General features: G+C 63.4%; 14 protein-coding genes and 1 pseudogene. 2 read left to right on the forward strand and 13 right to left on the reverse strand.

Going from position 1 to position 18,940, the window contains the following annotated elements:
- Positions 1-86: 86 nt before the first annotated feature.
- The 9 genes from CKO27_RS14630 to CKO27_RS14670 all read right to left on the reverse strand — a co-directional run bounded on the left by CKO27_RS14630 (position 87) and on the right by CKO27_RS14670 (position 10,294).
- Positions 87-1,385, reverse strand: coding sequence for a hypothetical protein (locus CKO27_RS14630; protein ID WP_200375641.1), 1,299 nt, complete (start codon positions 1,383-1,385; stop codon positions 87-89).
- Positions 1,386-1,416: 31 nt separating this feature from the next.
- Complete coding sequence (locus tag CKO27_RS14635) at positions 1,417-4,617, reverse strand: hybrid sensor histidine kinase/response regulator (protein WP_200375642.1); 3,201 nt, start codon at positions 4,615-4,617, stop codon at positions 1,417-1,419.
- Positions 4,618-4,656: 39 nt separating this feature from the next.
- Positions 4,657-5,550, reverse strand: coding sequence for an alpha/beta fold hydrolase (locus tag CKO27_RS14640; protein WP_200375643.1), 894 nt, complete (start codon positions 5,548-5,550; stop codon positions 4,657-4,659).
- Positions 5,551-5,814: 264 nt separating this feature from the next.
- A complete protein-coding gene (locus tag CKO27_RS14645; RefSeq protein ID WP_200375644.1) occupies positions 5,815-6,369 on the reverse strand; it encodes a hypothetical protein in 555 nt (184 codons plus the stop codon).
- 15 nt (positions 6,370-6,384) lie between these two features.
- A complete protein-coding gene (locus CKO27_RS14650) occupies positions 6,385-7,791 on the reverse strand; it encodes a transposase (protein ID WP_207280829.1) in 1,407 nt (468 codons plus the stop codon).
- Between the two features lie 924 nt (positions 7,792-8,715).
- Positions 8,716-8,949, reverse strand: a complete 234-nt coding sequence (locus CKO27_RS14655; protein ID WP_200375645.1) for a hypothetical protein — start codon at positions 8,947-8,949, stop codon at positions 8,716-8,718.
- A gap of 337 nt (positions 8,950-9,286) precedes the next feature.
- A complete protein-coding gene (locus tag CKO27_RS14660; protein WP_200375646.1) occupies positions 9,287-9,604 on the reverse strand; it encodes a c-type cytochrome in 318 nt (105 codons plus the stop codon).
- Between the two features lie 79 nt (positions 9,605-9,683).
- The gene (locus CKO27_RS14665; protein WP_200375647.1) at positions 9,684-10,019 is read right to left on the reverse strand and encodes a hypothetical protein; all 336 of its coding nucleotides are present in this window, start codon (positions 10,017-10,019) and stop codon (positions 9,684-9,686) included.
- Positions 10,010-10,294 (reverse strand): Uma2 family endonuclease, encoded by a 285-nt coding sequence (locus CKO27_RS14670; protein WP_242470925.1) that lies wholly within the window; start codon positions 10,292-10,294, stop codon positions 10,010-10,012. Before CKO27_RS14670 ends, CKO27_RS14665 begins: the two co-directional genes overlap by 10 nt.
- A 528-nt stretch (positions 10,295-10,822) precedes the next feature.
- Between CKO27_RS14670 and CKO27_RS25310 the strand changes: the two genes are divergently transcribed.
- Positions 10,823-11,350, forward strand: coding sequence for a uracil-DNA glycosylase family protein (locus CKO27_RS25310; RefSeq protein WP_420825836.1), 528 nt, complete (start codon positions 10,823-10,825; stop codon positions 11,348-11,350).
- A 75-nt stretch (positions 11,351-11,425) separates the two neighbouring features.
- Positions 11,426-12,022 (forward strand): winged helix-turn-helix domain-containing protein, encoded by a 597-nt coding sequence (locus tag CKO27_RS14680; RefSeq protein ID WP_200375649.1) that lies wholly within the window; start codon positions 11,426-11,428, stop codon positions 12,020-12,022.
- A gap of 150 nt (positions 12,023-12,172) precedes the next feature.
- Here CKO27_RS14680 and CKO27_RS14685 read toward each other — a convergent pair whose 3' ends face one another.
- From CKO27_RS14685 to CKO27_RS14700, 4 genes and pseudogenes are all read right to left on the reverse strand, one after another.
- Complete coding sequence (locus CKO27_RS14685; protein ID WP_242470926.1) at positions 12,173-12,613, reverse strand: DUF1877 family protein; 441 nt, start codon at positions 12,611-12,613, stop codon at positions 12,173-12,175.
- A 140-nt stretch (positions 12,614-12,753) separates the two neighbouring features.
- Complete coding sequence (locus CKO27_RS14690; RefSeq protein ID WP_207280830.1) at positions 12,754-13,095, reverse strand: hypothetical protein; 342 nt, start codon at positions 13,093-13,095, stop codon at positions 12,754-12,756.
- A 149-nt stretch (positions 13,096-13,244) separates the two neighbouring features.
- Complete coding sequence (locus tag CKO27_RS14695; RefSeq protein ID WP_207280832.1) at positions 13,245-13,649, reverse strand: hypothetical protein; 405 nt, start codon at positions 13,647-13,649, stop codon at positions 13,245-13,247.
- A 289-nt stretch (positions 13,650-13,938) separates the two neighbouring features.
- Positions 13,939-18,940 (reverse strand): annotated as a pseudogene (locus tag CKO27_RS14700) (hypothetical protein); the annotation flags it as partial.

The raw sequence follows: 18,940 nt of genomic DNA on the forward strand, positions 1-18,940 counted from the left end.
GTCCCTGGGGGGGCGATGATGGGCTCCGCCCAGATGGTGGACTGGATCGCGAAAGGCCGGCGGGACCGGCCGGCCATCTCTCTACATCAGAACGTGAAATTGTAGGAAAGGGAAAAGACATTGACCTGCCGCCCCCCACTATCCTCGCTCGCGGGAGCATCGACGAACGTCGAGAGGCGCCCGGTGCGCGTGTGCGTCCATTCGGCCTTGAGCTTGCTGGTGGGCGAGAGGCTGTAGGAGGTTCCGATGGCCAGGGAATACTGGTCGTAGGGGCTTAGCAGATCGCTACCCACGCGCTGGGCGGCATTGATCGAGGCGGCTCCGGGGATCATTGCGGGAACCCTGGTGTCGTTGAGATCGTCGATCATATCCAGCGATTCGTCATGCGAACGGATGCCCGCGCAGTAGATGTAGGGGGTCCAGCGCCCCACGCGCCTCAGCAGCGCCAGATAAGCGGCGCTGGTATCCGGCCCGGTGGTGGCATTGGTGAATCGGCGCCGCCCATATTCGCCCACCAGCCGGAAATCGCGAGGCAGCGCGATCTCGGCGCCAAGCGTCAGCACATAGATGTCGTAGCTGTCGATGCTAGGGAGGCCAGGCCCAGGGAGGGCCTCCGACACCTGATAGTAACCGAGCCCAGGCGCGATGGAGACGTAAGGAAAGCGGCTCGGCACCGGCCCAAGATCCCACTCGAAATCGGCGTGGTGCAGGCCAAGACGCCAGGTATTCTCTTCATCGCGCAGCGACAGAACGGCTCCGACCATTTCCACGTCGTATCCAAGGTACAGGGTTCCGGCGGAAAACAGGGGCTCGATATCCTCTCGCAGATGGTAGCGCCAGTCGGTATGGGCCCGGCCGAGATAGCCTTCCAGCATCCATTCACGCTCGCCATCGAGCCAGGTTCTCGCGAACGACAATCCCTTGAGGTCCGTCGTCGGCAACAGGGAGTAAACCTCGCTCGGGAGGCGCGCGAAGTCGAAGGTGGTCCCCACGTCGCTGTTGGCCGAGTAAAGCATCAGCGGCAGTCTCAGCTTGCCCGCGCGCAGCAGCAGATCATTGCTGGGGCGCCAGGAGAGAAAGGCCCAACTGAGGGTGGGTTCCCAGGCATTGTCGTCATGGGTCGAGGGGGCGACCTTGGCCTGTAGGGTGAGGCGCCAGGCGTCGGTTAGACGGGCATCCAACTGGAGACCGGCCAGCGAATCGCGGTTCAGCGTTCCTCCGTCGTGGATGTAGCGCTGGTAGATGAAATCCTGATCGGAGCGCGCCCCGCCCAGGGTTCCAAACCCCGAGACCTCTACCTCGGCGCTGGCCGCGAGCGGACCCAGGACCAGCCAGGCGGCGAGGAAGATCCGCCGGAACAGCGGGTTCGCCGTCGATAACCGCATCTGTGTCGGAGCTGTCCGCATCGTTATTGTCTCAATCGTCGGCCAGTTTCACCGTGATGTCCGCCTCGTTCTCGAGCATCGCGAGCGCGCTGTCGAAGTCGAAGCCGTCCAGGGCGTGCTTGACCCGTTGCCGGGTGGAGAATGACAGAACCCGGCTGAAGCTTTCGGCATGCTGTCTCCAGAGATCCGTCGCCTCGATATCGCCCTCCGCCAGTAGCTCCATCAAGCGCTTGAACTCCGTCGCTACATCGGCGGGGGGCGAGCCGGACTGGGAGGGGACGTCCGTCGATTCGGAACGGGCCGGCGCGGTGGCGAGACCAGGCAGCCGGTCCAGCACCGGATTCAGATGCTCGATCAATGTCGTGAGTCGTCCAAATGTTCCGGGATCGCGTGATTTCGCGGCCTTTTCAAGCGCGCAGGCGGCAATGGCGATCTCGACCATTCCCAGGGTGCCCGCCAGGCCCTTGAGGGTGTGGGCCTGGCGAAGCGTCCCTGGCCAGTCGCCACTGTCCAGGGCGGCCTGGAGTGTCGTCGTGATATCCCGGTATTGACGATGGAACTGGCCCAGCAGCGTTCGATAGAAGACCGGGTCGTCACCCGTGCGCATCAGGCCCTCCTGGATGTCCAGGCCGGGGATGTCCGGCAGCGTGTCGGGCGGCTCCTGGGTGATGGGCGCGGATTCCGGGGCTGGGATCTCATCGTCCGCGACGGTTGGGCGATAGGCGGCGAGCATGGCGAAGAGTTCGCTCGGCTCGAAGGGTTTGGCCAGATAACCCTGCATGCCCATATCCAGCCCGCGCTGACGCTCCTCGGCCATGGCGTGCGCGGTCATGGCGATGATCGGCAGGTCCGCGTAACGGTTTTGCGAGCGCAGTCGGGTGGTCGCCTCGTAGCCGTCGAGCACGGGCATCTGAAGATCCATGAGGACGGCCGCGTAATGGTTCGCCGGATGCTCCGAGAGCCGGGCGAGGGCTTCCTCGCCATTGACGGCGACATCGATGAGCGCGCCCTGTTTCCTGAGCAGCTCGACGGCGATCTGCCGATTCAGCGGGTTGTCTTCCACCAGCAGGATTCGCATGCCGCGCAGCAATCCCACCGGCCTGTCGAGCGGTCTCGTGGCCTCCAGCGCCGGCGCCTCGCCGAGATGTCTCAGTCGCTCGCGCAGGAGGCACGGCATGAGTGGTTTGCCGATGAACCCGGTCGCTCCGAGTCGCGCGGCCGGCTCGCCGATCGCCGCGAGGTCGTAGGCCGAGACGATGAGGGTGTGCCGGGGCGCCGGAATCCGGCGCTCGCCCAGCGCTTTCAGCACGGCTTCCGCGTCCAGGCCAGGCATCACCCAATCCAGGATCAGCAGCTCGTAGGGGTCACCCGTCGACCAAGCCGCGACGATCCGCTCAAGCGCCTCGTCGCCGCCCTCGGCCTCATCGACGCGGCGCACGCCGCAATGCCGCAGCAGTGTCGTCGCGACCGACCGTGCCTGTGGGTAGTCGTCCACCACGAGCGCCCGCAGCTCCGCGACCTCGGGCGGAATTCGAGCCGATCCGCTCGACTCCGAAACGCGCGCGAAGCCGACCGTGAACGCGAAGATCGAACCCTGGCCGGGCGTGCTGACGACCTCGAGCCGGCCGCCCATGATCTCCACCAGGCGCTTGGAGATGACCAGCCCGAGCCCGGTGCCGCCATATTTACGGGTCGTGGAACCATCCGCCTGGGAGAATTCCTCGAAGAGCCTGGCGAGTTGCTCCTGGCTCATACCGATCCCTGTGTCCTCCACGGCGAACCGCAGTCGCGTTTCCCGATCATAGTCCTCGACCACCTCCAGCGTCAGCCGGACATGGCCGGCGTGGGTGAATTTAACGGCGTTCGAGAGCAGGTTGACGAGGATCTGGCGCAGACGCAGCGAATCGCCGAGCAGTTCACCGCCATCGCCCGCCATCCCGAGTCCGCGCGCGTCGAACAGCAACTCGATGCCTTGTTCCTGGGCGCGCTGCTGGACCATCAGCAGGGCCTCGCCGAGAACATGCTCCAGGTGAAACGGAACCCGTTCAAGCTCCATCCGGCCAGCCTCGACCTTGGAGAAATCGAGGATGTCGTTGAGGATGCCGAGCAGTGACTGGGCGGCGGACTGGGCCTTGGAGAGATAATCCCGTCGCGCTCGGTCGAGCTGGGTGTCGAGCGCCAGGTGGATCATCCCGATCACGGCGTTCATGGGGGTGCGGATCTCATGGCTCATGTTGGCCAGGAAGCGGCTCTTGGCGAGCGTCGCGGCCTCGGCCCTCTGACGGGCCTGTTCCAGCTCCCGCTGGACCGCTTCCCGCTGCTCGATGTCCGCCGCGACGGCCTTCGCCATGTCGTCCAGGATGGCTCCCAATACCTCCAGTTCCTCCACCCCATCCAGACGTCCGGCGCGGGCGTCGTACCGTCCCTCGGCCAGCAGTCCAGCGGCGGAGCGCAGCCGTTCCACCGGACGCAGGACGTTGCGGGCGAGGGCGCGGATGCCGACGCCCACCAGCAGGACCATGAGCAGGAATCCCAGCGCGGAGGCCCAGATCCAGGCTTGCAGCCTCCCGCGCGCGGACATCAGCTCGGCGCCGGTGCGCTGGTCGACCAGGGTCAGCGGTTCCTCGATCGCCTCGGACAGCCGCAACCGCAGACGGTTGTAATCGCGGCTGTCGATCAGCTCCCTGGCGTAGACCCGGTTGGGCCGGCCATCGGAGACGAACTCCTGGCTGGTCGGGTCATAGAGTCCCTGGGTCGCGGCGAAGGCGATCTGGTCGACCTCCTTCAGGGCCTCGTTCGCCTCCAGCACCCGTTCGAGCGCCGCCAGTTCGGCATCCTTGAATCCGAGCGAACGCATCCGCTCCTGGAGCGATTGGCGCTGGCCCGTGTCCGCGAGTCGATGTTCGACATCGCCCGCGATGACCTGCTCCCAGTAGATGGTGGGGTGGGGGTGCGCGAGCGCCGGCTTCTCACCCTCGCGGATGCCCAGGATGTCGTAGTAGTAGAGCAGGAACCGAGGCTCGCCGGAGTTGGCGTAGAGTCCGACTAGGCGCCCGAGCAGTTCGGTCTCCTGTCTGAGCGCCTGCACCAGCACCAAGGCGCGCTGGCGATGGTCCTGGGCCGCGTTCAGCAGTACGTGCGAATTCCACACCAGCAGCGTGAAAACCCCGTTGGCCCCCAGCATCAAGAGCAGGGTGACCGAGAAGACGGCCGATAGACGGCTCAGCTTCATCGCGAATCCGGTCGCCGGGGTTGACCGCGCGCGGACATTTCAGAGCCCTCGTCCGAACTGGTTCAGGAAGTCGCGCGTCTCCGCCAGGAACGCCTCGGGTCTCTCTTCGTGCGGCAGATGGCCGGCATCGGGGATGACCCGCAACGCGGCGCCAGGGATGGCTTGCGCCAGCCGCCGGCTCTCCTCGGGCTTGACGGCCCGGTCGTGCTCGCCCGTCACGACCAGCGTGGGCAGGCTCAATCCGCCCAGACGGCCGTCCAGATCCAGTTTGTGGGACGCGAGAAACAGTTCAAAAAAGGCCTTGTCCCAGGGACCGTGCATGAAATCGCGCTTGAGTTCGGCGATCTTCGCGTCGGAGAGGCATTCCTGGCGATACCAGAACTTCCGAATGGCCGGCTCGTAGAGCCGCTTGATCATGAATCCCATCAAGCGTGTGAAGGCCGGTTTCAGGGCCTTCATCACCGCCAGCATGGGCGCGGGCACCTGGCTGGTCGCATAGCCGCTATAGATCATCGCCCCGACCAGAACCAGCCCTTGCACCCGCTCCGGATGACGCAGGGCGGTCATGAGCGAGACGGTCCCGCCGGTCGAGTGGCCGACCAGGACGGCGCGCTCGAAACCCAGGGCGGGAATCAGCGTGGCGACCAGATCGCTCTGCGACTCGGCGCTGTAGGGCGAGGGACCGCGCCCGCTGGACAGCGGGCGCGAGGTCAGACCGCACACCGGCCGATCGAAGGCCACGACCGTCGCTTGCCCTGCCAGCGCCTCGACGACCTGGCTCCAGGATTTGAGGCTCAGAAAGCTGCCGTGCAGCAAGAGGATCAAGGTCGGGCCGGATCCGCGACGCTTGTAATGGATCCGAAAGCCATTGACCTCCAGAAAGAGGCTGTCCGGGTCGGCGAATTGGGTTTGAAATGAATCGATCTTATCCATGGTGCGAGGTTCCACCGCTGTTGCCCGGCTCGCCCGATCCGCGGCCGTGAGCCTGGAGTCGTTTGCCGAGGATGCGCGGGGGTGCCGCCCATCGGTCGGAATCAATCGTGCGCGCCGTCACCTATCGCGAACCGGTAGCCAATCATCCTGGGCTTGATGATCCTCGAACGCCACCTTGGAAGCGAAATCCCCGTGGCCCGCGCGTCGGATAGGCGCGGTGCCACGGGGATACCAGGGGCGGGACGATCGGCCAGGAACCTCCGATCAGTAACCGTTGGAACGATAACGCTCGATGCAGTTGTTGTAATAGATGTCGAAGGTCTGCTGAGTATCCTGCAACGTGCTCTGACTCATGGCCGCGCCCGTGGCGGCGCCCGCGAGCGCGCCAGCCTCCGCCAGGTCGTGACTGCCTGGCCGGCCGCCTGGACCACCGGGACCGCCTGGTCCACGATGGCCACCTGGACCACCAGGACCACCCGGACCTCTCGGCCCCCTTGGGCCACCGCTGGGAACGCTCACCTGATTGCCGATCACGGCCCCGGCGATGGTGCCGATCGCGGTGAAAGCGATCTCCTTGTTCACGTTATCCTGCTTGGCCTTTTCCGCCGCCTGATAGGCCTGTTGACGGCAGATGCTGTCCCCCTCCACCGAGACTCCGCCCCGGCCGCCGATCTGTGCCGGATAGGTCGGCATCATGGGCGTGGCCTGCATGCTCGAACAGCCGGCCAGGACGACCGCGCCCGTCGCCGCGGCGATCAGTGCGCGGGCGATCGATGCGCGTGGGATCAATGTGCGCGAAAAACGAATGGTGTTTGGCATTTAATGCTGTTCCATTTATCTTGAGCAAACTTGCTCAATGGACTTATCCGCACTTGGTTGACGCGACGGATCGCCCAACTCAAGCCTCTTGACGCTCAGTGGCGCCGGAGAACGTGCCAGTAGCCGCCGCTTCACGTCCCGATACGGCGTGAATCGTTTGATCTCGGGATCGGCGAGGCGCGCCAGCACGTTCAGAGCCGCGTTGTGGTCCGCCTGAAGAACGTCCCCGGTCACCCGGTAAAACTTATCGCCAACGCGCTTGCCTTGCAGCAACCCGGTGGTCGAGTCCATTTGCGACGTATAGGCACCATTCACCAAGACATGCTTGGCGTCACGCTGCTCGCACACCGAGTCGAGGGCTTCGGCTAACACGCCTTTCGCCCATCCACTCATGCGTCGGTTGTATCGCTTCCATGGCACCTGGCTGGCCATGGGCGAGGTTAAATCTTCGGAGACCACCAGCGCCGCCTTGTCCACGATGGAGTGCGCGGATTGATAGGCGATCGTGCGCAGGCGCTTTTTCGCGCGCGACCGGCGCGCGTCGATCTTTTTGCGCCCCAGGTTGCCGCGGCGGATCCGGTCGGCCTTGGCGATGCGCCCGGCGGCGCGGTGCTTCTTCTCCAGCGCATGGAGTTGGTTGCGCGGCCTGCCGGTCTTGGCGGCTGCGTCGCTGTAGTCGGTGAGCACGGCGCCGAAGGCTGTGCCATGCGCCTCGCCGTCGGAATCGGTGAACGCCTCGGTGTAACCCTTATCGACCCCGAGCGCCTGCTCACCGTGCGGACGCCCGGCGCCCTTGTCGGTGGCATAGTGGATCTCGGTGAAGCCGTCCTTCACGCAAATGCGCAGATTGCAGCCGGTGAGATCGACGTGTTTTCCGTTGCTGGTCGTGATCAAGCGAATGTCCATGCCGTACTGTTTGGCGATCCGGATCGTGATGACCAGCCGCCCGTCCACGATCGCCGACGCGTGCTTGTCGGAGCGCACGATGAACTGATTGGCGGTGTGACTGACGCCATGTCGAAAGTGCGCGCGCATCTGGCGGTGCAGAAAGGGATCGTCCAGCCATTGATCGTTTTTGAGCCGGGTGTAGAGCCGCTTACGCTCGATCGGGTCGGTCGTGCGGGCGGCGATGGCCTGCCGAACCTTGAGCTTGGCGGCGGCCTTGTAGGTCAGAATATCGTTGACGACATCCTTGGTCGTTTCGTTGCGAATCGTCCCGTCGACCGGCAGCGGCCCGTACAGATTCCGAGCAACGATGTCCTTGCGGATGTCCAGGGCGGAGCGTCCGACGTTACCGAGCGCACCGTAGCGTCGCCAGATGTCCCCGCGCAGATAGCCCATCGCCTGACAGATCGGCGTGAGTTCAGGCGGGACATCAGCGTGCAGGGTGCGCGTGACGTTGATGCGGTAAGTCTTGCTCATAGAAGCAATTATGGTCAGTTATAGAAAATAATTAAGGAACAGTTGACTCGACTTTGGCCATTTTTAGCGGGCTCTCTGGGAATTCAGTAGGTGGCGTATTTCTTTAAAAACAGCATGATAGAGCGTTCTGGAAAAAAGAAAACGGCTCTATAACAGCGCTTGAAAGTAGCGTAAGTCATTGATTTGAAGTTTCGGCAGAGCAAGGAATCGCTCCAGAGCCTGCTAATGTGGCTTGGTATGCGACGCTATGACGCCCTTCTGTCAGCCGTAACATGATGTAATTCATAACTACGTCGACCTACTGAGATCCCAAAGAGCCTTTTAGCGGACATTAGGTCATTTAAAATCAACGGCTTGTGATGTGCTCAGAAATTAGCGAGGGGTCCAACTCCGTCGTTTCGGGCCTCCCGACCGCCTCTAATTTTCTGCCCTCACGATTTTTCAGGCACTTACCCCGCTGGAGTGCTGCAAAAATGGCCAAAGTCGAGAGTTGATAGCTTCTTTCTGATTGAAATAACCTAGGTTCACGCGAAATCCATGCGGCGCCCTCGATCGTGACCGCACCGTCGGTCGTCTCCGAACCGCCCGGACAATCTGATCAAATATCAAATCACCTTGAAGGCATAATAAAAACAAAGTTTTATTAATTCTGGCACTGCCCATCCGGTATTCTACGCAGGGCTGTCAAGGTGTCAACGCGACTCAAAAAAGGCGGATTGGCTCGGCTTCCCGGCCGATGTGACAGGTCGCCCGGTCTCCGGGCCGACCCGTGATCCGCCCGGTCATAGATAGGATTAACAGGATTTCGCAGGATTGACAGGATTTATAACGCTTTGTTTGTAAAGCTGTAAATCTTGAAGAATCCTGTTAATCCTGTCCATTTCCGGAGCTTTCGGTCGGGTACGGACGTTCCCGGAAATCGCCTTACTCCCACTCCGCCAGATCCGCGCGCATGATCCGCACCCGTTGGAGAATGGCTTCGCGTTTGAGGTTGAACAGGACCATGCCGCCGGTGATGAGGGCGCCGAGTCCGATCAGGATGAGTGCCTGTCCGATGCCTTGGTCCGGATAGAAGCGGAAGAGCTGGCCGATGACGTCGAGCACCAGAAAGGCGACGCCGAGGACGATGCTGGCGAGGGCGACCGCGAAGAGGAACATCTCCGACCAACAGGGCTTCCGATCGCAACGGCCGCGGCGAACCCGCGCCGAGCGCGGCCAGGAACAGGGTCAGGCCACCGGAGGGGTTTCCCATCAAGGAGCGAGAGGTCGCCTGTCGATCGCACCCCGGTTCGGTCGGTTAAGACACGACTGGAGGGCGTCAGGATCCCGGCATCGTCGCCGCGCCGGCCAGTTCGAGTGTCGCCTGATCGCCTAGGATCGCCTGGATTTCAACAGGTTCGGTCGGAACGGCCGTGAACAGTCGTGTCACCAAGGGCGGCTTCGGCCAAGAGGGCACTGGCCGGCGTGGCTTCTGTTCGTCCGCGCTCGCGCACGGTCATTTGAGCGTCGCGAGCCAGTCGGCGATGGCCCGCATCTCCGCTTCACTCACCACGTTCATCACCGGGCGCATGCCCTCGCTCTTGCCGTTGTTGCGCACTCCATTCTTGATGTCGAGCATCTGGATATAGGCATAGTCGGCGCTCTGCCCAGCCAGGCGCGGATAGTCCGTCATGGTCGGGGTATCGCCGTCCTGGCCGTGACAGGTGGCGCAGGTCTTGCCGGTGTAGATTAAGGCGCCATCGAGCGGCTCGGCCGCACTGCCGAGTGGCAACAGTAAGGACACGAGGATGGCGCGACGGAACGGAGCTTTCATGGGATACCTCTGGATTGTGGGCCGGATTGATCGGGGGCAGCCAGTGCTGATGAATGGTTCGAGGCCGACCCCGTCGCGCTTATGATACAGGCCACGACAAGGTGGGGACCAGCCGGTTGGGGGTAGACCCAAACGGGGACACGGCCTTTCCGAGGTAGCGGCGCTGGTCGTTCATCAGGGCAAACATCCTGATCGACTCGCGGACCAGCGGGATGCGCCGCGCAATCAGGATCTCCTCGCGGTTCGATTCGCCCAGGGCGAGGCTGTTGGTCGCCGAGTCCATGGCATCCAGGATCAGCCGTCGCTCGTCGGGCGTGGCGGCTTCGCCGTCGAGGGTGCGGCGCTCCAGTGCCGCGCGAGGCGCTCGATCTGGCGGCGGGATCGTCAGTCGCGGGCGACGCCGTTCTAGAGCCACAGGGATTCGAGTTCCAGGGTAAATTCGACGAAGGGTGGAGCCTGGGTCTGTTCGTTGCCGCTAGCCTGGAGCACAAGCCGCCAAGCCCCGTTTCCCAGCGCATGGACCTTCAGGGTGCGCTTGGCCGGATCGACCAGCCAGACATGGGCCAGGCCATGCCGGGCCTGGAGCGGTCGCTTGATCTCGCGGTCCTTGCTGGCAGTGGAGGGCGAGAGGATCTCGCGGATACAGTCCGGTACGACCTCGAAGCGATGGCCCTCGGGGATCCTGGGCATTCGCTCGCGGCGCTAGCCGGCCAGATCGGGGACCGCCACCTCCCGGTCGCGCACGAAATGCACCTCGGGTTCGACCAGTATCCACCAGCCTCCGGGTCCGCCCCGGCGACGGCTGTAGCGACGGCCAATAAGTACGTTCTATTATCCACTTATCAGGGTGCTTATGCCCTGATAAGGCCCTACATGCCGGGGTTATCAGGCGCATTTGCCAGAAATGGCCGAAATTATCAGGTTATCAGGGCGTGCGTACCCTAATAGTGGACGAAGACCCCAAAATCGGGCAAGATCGCCCGAAACATCGTGTAATATCAGCTTATCAAGGCTGGGTGGCCCTGATCATCAATGGTTAGGCATCGGGCATAGGAAGTAGAGAGCCAAGCTATGGATCCATTCAAACAGTTTGATGTCGAGCTTGGGTCGTGCAAAAAATGCGCGAGTATTCTGAGTAAGTTTCACGTCGACCCATGTGAGTCGGACGAAATTATTATACCCAAGCCGATTGTTTCTGGAATTAGTAAAAAGCCGCTAATGGTTATTGGGCAAACTCCTGGGCTCACGGAATACCGAACTGGGAGGCCCTTCCAAGGACAAGCGGGTAAGGGAATTAGGGGTGAGCTTTCGAAGCTAGGAGTTCACGAATTTGATCGTTATGTATTCTCTTCCGCAGTTGCGAAATGCTTTCCGGGTAGAAAACACCGGAAGGCTAACGACCCTTCTTCGAAATGCGAAGATCGACAACCTCCAGCAACAATGGTCAATAATTGCCGACTCTTTCTAAAGCGGCAGGTAGATCTAGCTGATCCGTCGATCATTATCACCCTCGGCAGTACGGCTCTAAAAGCATATTTAGAAATGTCAGGCCAGCATGTACCTGCTCCTCGTCTCGAAAACTACGTAGGCAAAACTGAGGGATGGGGAAAGCGCATAGTCGTGTTTTTTCCACATACATCTGGGAGTGCTCGTTGGTTGAATGCACATTCCAACAAGCTTCTTTTCGATAAAGCGAAGAACCTATTGCGAATTGCTTTACTGGAGAGAGGGGTGTTAAATGCCTAACATTCGGTTCCGATGGGATCGCTATCTAGTGCGCCGGGGCGTGAGGCGAATAATGGCTGATAAATCATATTCATAATGAATGACAGCAATTCAATAAATGTTGAAGCGGCTTTTGATATGCTGCTAGAAGAAATTGAGACCGAAATCGAATGCCTCAGCCAGATCGGATCAGGTGCATTTGAAGACCGAAATTATGAAAAGGCCAAAGAGATTTTGGATCGTGTTTCAAATGTAACTGAATTTCGCGCTAAAGTAAATTCACTCTATCGTGAATGGCAATCAAGCTTTGCCGAAAAAGAACAACCGAAACCCACTGATACTCACAATGAGCGGCGTAATTTAGGTCGTTTGCGTCGTGGGCTCAGGACTCGAGAGAATGCTTATTATCAACCAATTCTAGAAGCACTCGAAAATTTTGGTGGCTCTGCCCAAATGACAGATGTTCTCGATTATGTTTTCAATAAAATGAGAAATATTCTACGGGATGTAGACAATGAGCCCTTGTCCTCTGACCCACAAATGCCGCGTTGGCGAAGCACAGCTCAATGGGCAAGAAATTCGTTGGTAAAAGACGGCCTGCTATTAAACAACAGCCCTCGCGGGGTATGGGAAATAAGTCAATCAGGCAGAGAACTTCTTAAAAAAAGCAAACATATTAGACCGGAAAAGTGAAAAGCGCCTCAGAGGATCAGTTAAACCGACGATAACCGCGAACCGTGGTTCGCCCCACTTGCGCGGTTTCGTCCCGGATGTCGCCTTATGGTTCCGCCTGGCGACTGTTCGGATCGCTGGCACTACGCCTCGCTATCGTGTCTCGTCGCTTTAGGCCACGTATAGGAGCGCGCCTAACTCCTGTTCCGCCGCTTCACTGAAGAAAGTCCGCAGCTTGTCGAACTGACCCAAGAGATCTTCCTCATCATCTATATAAACTTCCAGGTGGTAGGCTTCCGCGTCCTTATCCAGGTTTCTCAAACCCTCCAATACCTTCTCCTGTGTCCAGTTGGAGAGTTCTTTCGCCTGTTCCTGGACCTGTTCCGCCGAGATCAGCTCACAACCATTGGATAGGACGTCATCGATAAACTCGCCCGCTCGGAATCCCGCGCCATCCAGTATCGTCCTCAATACATCCCAGGCGGTTTCGACATCGGTCGAGGTCGAGCATCGAGGATTACTCCAGACCCATTCGTCAATCAGGCCATTGTCCTGCTTCATGGCATCGATGTCGTCCTGGGGAAACGATTGGAAAAAAAGATTCATGCTCATCGGCTTATTCCTTTGCTAGAGGTTGGGTGCCACGGCTCGCGATCGTATCCGACTCTATCCTGGTTGGCGCACCATTGAACGGCGTCCATGGGTGCTCGGTCAAAAAGCCGCTTCAGCCTATAAATGAAATACGCTGGCGTTTACTTGGCCATCCAGGCGCGCAGGGCATTCGCCATGGATGGTCCTCCGGCGGCAACGTCAGGAAGCTTGACCCACTCTCCATCCCTGGTGAGTAAAGCCGCTGACTCCCCCTTTGACCAGGACGCCTTGACGAATGCCATGCGAGCATACTCCCGACGGATCAGATTGCGAACGATGACGATGGATTCGGGTTCGAGGACGACACGGGCCGTCAGGGTATCCACGAAGCCCGCGACGGCCATGAGGACCAGAGAGATGGTACCGAAGGTCATGAGCGTCCATCCCTCGGTCCGATACAGAAAGACGGCCGTGGCCATGGACAGCAGCAAGAATAAACCCATTGCGACCATGGCCGCCGCGGATCCATGAAAGGTTCTGTCCATGTTGTGCCTCTGGTTCGGGTAAAACCTGGTACTTGAACTCTGAAAGAGCAGAAGTATTACCTCAAGCACTGGCCATGTCTTGTCTAGAAGGGGTTTGGCGAATCGGTCTAGCGGCGACAGATAAAGCTGACGATCCGCTTGACGGTTGCGTTGCCGTTTGGTCCGTCGAGACGTTTCCACCGCTCCTCCGTCCTGACGAACTGGATACTGTGCTGACTTGGAAAGTCTCCCATGCGGATCGTGCGAAAGCGCCGTTGAGCGCAGTCGACCTCCATTCTGCTATAGCTGTTGTCCGGCGCGGCAACATCGAATTCCAATATCTCGCCCCGTCTGGTGAGACCGCTCATCTCGATATGCACGGCGCCGTTGAAATCCTCGTCGTCTGTCTCTTGGTTCGTCCCTGGGACTTCCTTCCAGACGGGATCCGTCAATCGGATCGTCTCGCCGTACAATGGTTGGCAAAGGATCGACGTCAAACAGAAGAGCCCTGCTTTCAGTCTGGAATCCGTCATGGTTACCCCCGGTTTGATTTGAAGACATGGCTATTCCCGCGCGGAGCCTTGGCTTCGACACGATCCGACGAAAGCTCGATGGCCCGCGGATGCCTTTCAGCGACCGCGACACCGATTGATCGTAACTCATGCCTCTGCTTTAACAACCCCCTTTACGAGCCTAGACGTGTACCAGGCTGGCGCGAATGCCGCGACTGAGGCGGACGCTCATGCTTTCGCCGGGTGCGCTCGGCTCCGCTGGATCTGGCGGTGTTCCTGACGGATCGAGACCGGTGGTTGGGGCGTTCCATTACTCCCAGTCCGCCAAATCCGCGCGCACGATCCGCACCCGCTGGAGAATGGCCTCGCGTTTGAGGTTGAAGAGGACCATGCCGCCGGTGATGAGGGCGCCGAGTCCGATCAGGATAAGTGCCCGTCCGATGCCTTGGTCCGGATAGAAACGCAAGAGCTGGCCGATGACGTTGAGCACCAGGAAGGCGACGCCGCCATAGAGGAAGGCGCGGATGCGCAGGGCGATGCCGAGGACGATGCCGCCGAGGGCGAGCCCGAGGGCGATCGCGAAGAGAAACAGCTCGGGACGCAGGAAGAGATCCAGCCCGGCTCCGGCATAGAGCAGACTCAGGGCGGCGAGTCGGGTGCCGGTCAGGACGCTGGGTCGCAGCTCGCGCCGGTGCAGGTGCGTCAGCGCCAGCACGGAGAGGGCCGCCGGGGCGATATGGAACTGCCAGAGACCGTAGCGTTCGGCCCAGAGCGGCGCCCAGAGATAGATGGCGCCGTTGAGCGCCAGCACGCCCAGATAGAGCGGCCAGGGATTACGCTGGCGCGCACCGAGCGAGACATAGAGCAGGGCGGCGGCCAGCAGCGTGCCGCCGGTCCAGGTCGAGGCCAGTTGCGGCGGCGTGGTCGCCACGGCCAGGAGGGGCAGCAGCAGAGCCAGTCTGTAAAACGCTGGAGAGCCGCCGAGCCGGTGGGGCAGGAAGGCGAGATAGGCGCCGGCCATGATGACGGCGGTGTCGAGTACGCCGAAGGGCGAGAACCCCAGAACCGCCAGCCGGGCGTAAATCGCCAGGACGCCCAGGAGCAGGGCGACCCGATAGACCGGACCCGACGCCTCGGGTCGGCGCCAGGCGGCGAGACCGGCCACGCCGATGAGGATCAGCAGGGCGGCACCGGCCGCCAGCGCATCCGTCGGCCACCCGAACCGCCAGGAGGCGATGCCCCAGCCGGCCCGATCCGCCACCAGGTTCCAGCCGTGCCAGCCGAGCCAGAGGAGACCCAGCACCAGGATCCAGGGTCGCGCGTCCGTCATCGCGCCCAGGAGTTCGTGGAGCCGGTTCGCGCCGGTCCGGTCGGGCGAGGCCGTTTCGGTGTGTCGCTCCAGGCGCCGGCCCAGCGCCTCTTCGAGCATCGGCCAGAAGAGCCAGAGCAAGAGCGCCTGGAGTCCATACCAGGGCGTGAGTCCGGCCAGTGTCCCAAGGGTCACGCGGTCCGCTCCGGCCAGCCAGGCGGTATGGCTCGCGACCAGCAGCAGGATGAGACCGCCCCTCAGCCAGACCGGGGCGTCCCGCCACCAGCCGTGCGCCAGCGACATCCCCGCCAGGATCGACAGGGTCAGGGTTGCGACCGCCCAGTCGATCTCCGGCTGGACGAACAGCCGCGCCAGCGCGAGCAGGGGGAGGACGATCAGCCAGGGATCGAGCGCCTCCCGCCAGACTTGGGAACCGCGTCCGACGAAGCGACCCAGGAGCGGCAGCGCGGCGCTCCAGAGCGCCAGCCCCAGCGGGAGCCGGTCGGACGCGATGGCGAGATCCAGCCAGAGTGCGCCGGCCAGCAGGGTCAGGGCGAGAATGAGCAGATGAATCCCCGCGCGGCCCGGTCGCCGCCAGTGCGCATGCGCGGCGGAGAGCGCGAACAGGGCGGCGAGGCCGGTCAGCCACCAGTCGCGCTCCGTCAGCGGGAGGGCGGCGAGTCGCCAGCCGAGGATCTCCAGGGCCAGCAGCGGACCGATTCCCGCCAGCAGCGCGAAGGGGATCCAGTACAGCGGGGCCTCCAGGGCGTGCGGGCGCCAGCCCAGGGCGCGGGCGAGCGCCGCGCCATGCCGTCGCCAGACCCAGGACAGCGCCAGGAGCAGATTGGTCCAGAGCAGCGCGAGCGCCAGGTTCAGGGGTTGCCATTCCAGGAGACCCGCCGCCAGGGCGCCGCTCGCGGTCAGCGCGCCGACGGCGATCCAGCCCAGGCCCGGCCAGCCGCTGTTACGCATCAGGAGCAGCAGGTAGGCGGCTGGCAGGGCGAGGGCGGTGGTCAGGGTCAGCGAGCCGCTCAGGTAGCCCAGGGCGGCGGCGCCGAGGATGGCGGGCAGACCCAGCAGGGGCCAGAGTAAGGGCGTGACCGCCCAATCCGGCCAGCGCCGATTCCAGCGCGGCAGGATCAGGTTGCCGATCAGCCAGAGCAGATAGCCCCAGATCAGGGCGCCAAGGGCGAGTTCCGGGGCCGGCCAGCCCGGACGCGAGAGGGCGCTCAGGGTCAGCCCGCCGAGGAGCAGGGGGAGCGTCAGCCCGCGCCAGCCGGCCCCCGCCGCGAGCGGTCGTGTTACCGGGAAGAGGGCGATGCCCAGCAGGACGAGCAGGATCGGCAGGCCGGGATCCGCGACCCAGGCCCCGAGCAGCGCGCCGGCCAGGGCCAGCAGGTAGAGCAGACCGCCGGCCTGTCGCAGCGGGACGCGCCAGTAGGCCAGCGAGGCGGATTCCAGATGGCCCAATCGCAGCGCGGCGACCGACAGGGCCAGGCTCAGCAGGACATTGATCAGCGGTTGTCCCAGCCCGATCAGATCGACCGGCATCCACCAGGCCGCCATCAGCCAGACCCCCAGGGTCAGTGTCGCGAGCGCGGCCATCGCCAGCGACCTCGACCTCTCAAGCCGACTGGCCCAGACGAAGAGCAGCAGACTCAGGGCGAGTGCCGGCACCAGCTCGGGCGCCGGATAGCCGAGCAGGAAGAGTGCCGGGCTGGCGGCGACGCTCAGGGCAGCGACCATCAGCGCCAGTCCGCGCAGACTCCGCTCCGCCGCTTGCCGACCGCCGCCGCAGTCGCTCTGGGTGAAGCCGGCGATCTCCGCGAGCCGCCAGACCAGCGGTCTCGCCAGCAGCGTGACCCCGACCCGCCAGGCGAGCAGGACGTGGATGAGGGCGGCGGCGAACCAGGGCGGTTCCGCGCCGGCCCGATCCAAGGCGATCAGCGGGCCGGCGAGACCCAGCAGGACGGGCAGGGCGGTCCAGTGATAGAGATGAAAGTGCCCCATGACCAGCAGCCCGCTCAGGACCGCCAGCGGCGCGACCAGCGTCCCGGCCGTCCCGTCGGCGTCATTGAGCACACGCAGGCCGAAATGGACCAGTCCAAGCGTCCAGAGCAGGGCCATCGCCCGCTCCAGCGGGACACGGATCGGATCCAGGAGCGCCGGTTCCTCCGCGCCTGTCCCCGCGCCGATCAGACGGGCGCGGATCTCGCGGCGGCGACGATTCCGCCATCCCTGCCAGGCGAGGAAGGTCCAGAGCGCCGACACCGCGAGGAACTCGCTCAGTCCGCTACTGGGTCCGGGGAAGTAACCCTGTTTGATCAGCACCCCGATGCCGGCGGCCAGCAGGAGCGCGCCGTAAATCGGGGCCTGGCGACGCTGTCCCAGTCCGAGCCAGAGCAGCAGGGACGCGGCCAGCGCCAGCAGCAGGATGGGTTGCGGATGACCCAGCGGCGCCGACCCATAGGCCAGCACGCCCAGCGCCAGCGCCAGCGTCAGGCTGATCTGGGCGGACCGGATCCAGAGGGCGCGCCCGAGCGTCGATGGCCAGCGCGCCAGAAGCCCGAGTGCGCTCCAGAGCGCGGCCAGCCCCAAAAGCCCGAAGGCGGTTCGGGTCTCCCAGGCGAGGGGTGCCCAGGTGGGGGCGTAGGCGACGGCGGCCGAGGCCAGCGCCACCACGCCCAGGTCCGCCAGGGTCCAGCGCGGATTGGCGTCGGGCAGGCTCAGGGCGAGACGGGTCGTCTGGAACAGCAGCAGCGCCGCCGTGGCCCCGGTGGCCATCCCGACCCAGCCGGGCGTGCCCTGGACCAGGCTCCAGAGCGTGACCGCGATCAGTAAGGCGCCCCCACCGATCAGGGCTTGCCGGGCGATGGTCCGCGAGCGCGTCGCGGCCCAGCGCGCCATGGCCGCCAGCGCCAGCAGCGCGGGCAGGCTCGCCAGCTCGTGCCAGGCCGGGGGCAGCCGCCCCAGGAGGCCAAAGGCGTGGAGTCCGGCCAGACAGCCCAGCAGCAGATAGAGCGGGATCGCCGTGCGATAACGCCAGGTCACCCAGCCATGGAGGAGGGCGCCGATCGCGAGCGTCAGAAGAATGGCCGGCGTGCTCGGGAGCGCCATCGCGATCGCGACCGCCGCGAGTCCGTGGAGCGCCAGCGTGAATCGCGACAGGAAGGTGTACTTGTTCACCCATTCCTTGAAGGCGGCGTCGACCTGGAAGAGCAGGGCGCAGACGGCCATCAGGAAGGGGCCACCGTAGCCGGCCGGCAGGGTCGCGGGCCAACTCCAGGTGAGATGGACGAAGGAGACCGTCGCCGTATAGATCAGCAGACCGGCGGCGAAGTAGGTGGTCAGACGCTGGTCGACGAAGAGCCGCCGCAGCCACTCGCGCGAGAAGGTCGCGAGCCCCAGGGCGAGCAGGGCCAGCAGCCCGAGATGCAGGGCGGCGAGCGCCGGCCAGTCCGGCGCGACGCGGGCCAGCGGCAGGGCCAGCTGCATGGCGGCCAGGGCCGTCAGCAGCCAGGGGAAGCGCCCGCGCAGGGCCGGATCCATGAGGGCGCTGCTCAGGGCGGCGGCCCAGGCGAAACCCGCCAGGGTGAGCGCGGTCAGGCCCAGGCTCGTCAACAGGAGAAGGTCCTCGCCGCCGCTGGCGTCGATCAGCCGGATGGCGACCGCCAGGTCGAGCGGGGCCAGCAGCATGCCGAGCGTCAGCAGCATGCTACTGGCGACAACCAGCGCCTCGCCCTTGCGTCGGAATTGATAGCCGGCCCAGAGGAGAAAGGCGGTCGCGCCGACCAGACTTGCGAAGACTACCAGGGCATTGACGAAGCCGCTGGTGTTGGCGATCAGAAAGAGCGCCCCGGAGACGAAACAGAAGGCGCCGACGAACCAGCCGATGTTCTGGAGCAGGAAGGGGACGATCAGCCGGGGCCAGCCGGAGAGGCGCCGCAGGGCCAGCTCGAAGGCGCTCGGGGCGGCCGGTCGCCAGTCCGGATCGGGTTGGGGG

It is taken from the genome of Thiocystis violacea, from assembly GCF_016583575.1.
In the GTDB taxonomy this organism is placed as follows: Bacteria; Pseudomonadota; Gammaproteobacteria; order Chromatiales; family Chromatiaceae; genus Thiocystis; species Thiocystis violacea.

Excerpts from the sequence above, each read along its gene's own strand:
- CKO27_RS14630 (WP_200375641.1), bottom strand. The coding sequence starts at position 1,385 with ATGCGGTTATCGACGGCGAACCCGCTGTTCCGGCGGATCTTCCTCGCC.
- CKO27_RS14635 (WP_200375642.1), bottom strand. The coding sequence starts at position 4,617 with ATGAAGCTGAGCCGTCTATCGGCCGTCTTCTCGGTCACCCTGCTCTTG.
- CKO27_RS14640 (WP_200375643.1), bottom strand. The coding sequence starts at position 5,550 with ATGGATAAGATCGATTCATTTCAAACCCAATTCGCCGACCCGGACAGC.
- CKO27_RS14645 (WP_200375644.1), bottom strand. The coding sequence starts at position 6,369 with ATGCCAAACACCATTCGTTTTTCGCGCACATTGATCCCACGCGCATCG.
- CKO27_RS14650 (WP_207280829.1), bottom strand. The coding sequence starts at position 7,791 with ATGAGCAAGACTTACCGCATCAACGTCACGCGCACCCTGCACGCTGAT.
- CKO27_RS14655 (WP_200375645.1), bottom strand. The coding sequence starts at position 8,949 with ATGTTCCTCTTCGCGGTCGCCCTCGCCAGCATCGTCCTCGGCGTCGCC.
- CKO27_RS14660 (WP_200375646.1), bottom strand. The coding sequence starts at position 9,604 with ATGAAAGCTCCGTTCCGTCGCGCCATCCTCGTGTCCTTACTGTTGCCA.
- CKO27_RS14670 (WP_242470925.1), bottom strand. The coding sequence starts at position 10,294 with ATGCCCAGGATCCCCGAGGGCCATCGCTTCGAGGTCGTACCGGACTGT.
- CKO27_RS25310 (WP_420825836.1), top strand. The coding sequence starts at position 10,823 with ATGGTTATTGGGCAAACTCCTGGGCTCACGGAATACCGAACTGGGAGG.
- CKO27_RS14680 (WP_200375649.1), top strand. The coding sequence starts at position 11,426 with ATGAATGACAGCAATTCAATAAATGTTGAAGCGGCTTTTGATATGCTG.
- CKO27_RS14685 (WP_242470926.1), bottom strand. The coding sequence starts at position 12,613 with ATGAGCATGAATCTTTTTTTCCAATCGTTTCCCCAGGACGACATCGAT.
- CKO27_RS14690 (WP_207280830.1), bottom strand. The coding sequence starts at position 13,095 with ATGGGTTTATTCTTGCTGCTGTCCATGGCCACGGCCGTCTTTCTGTAT.
- CKO27_RS14695 (WP_207280832.1), bottom strand. The coding sequence starts at position 13,649 with ATGACGGATTCCAGACTGAAAGCAGGGCTCTTCTGTTTGACGTCGATC.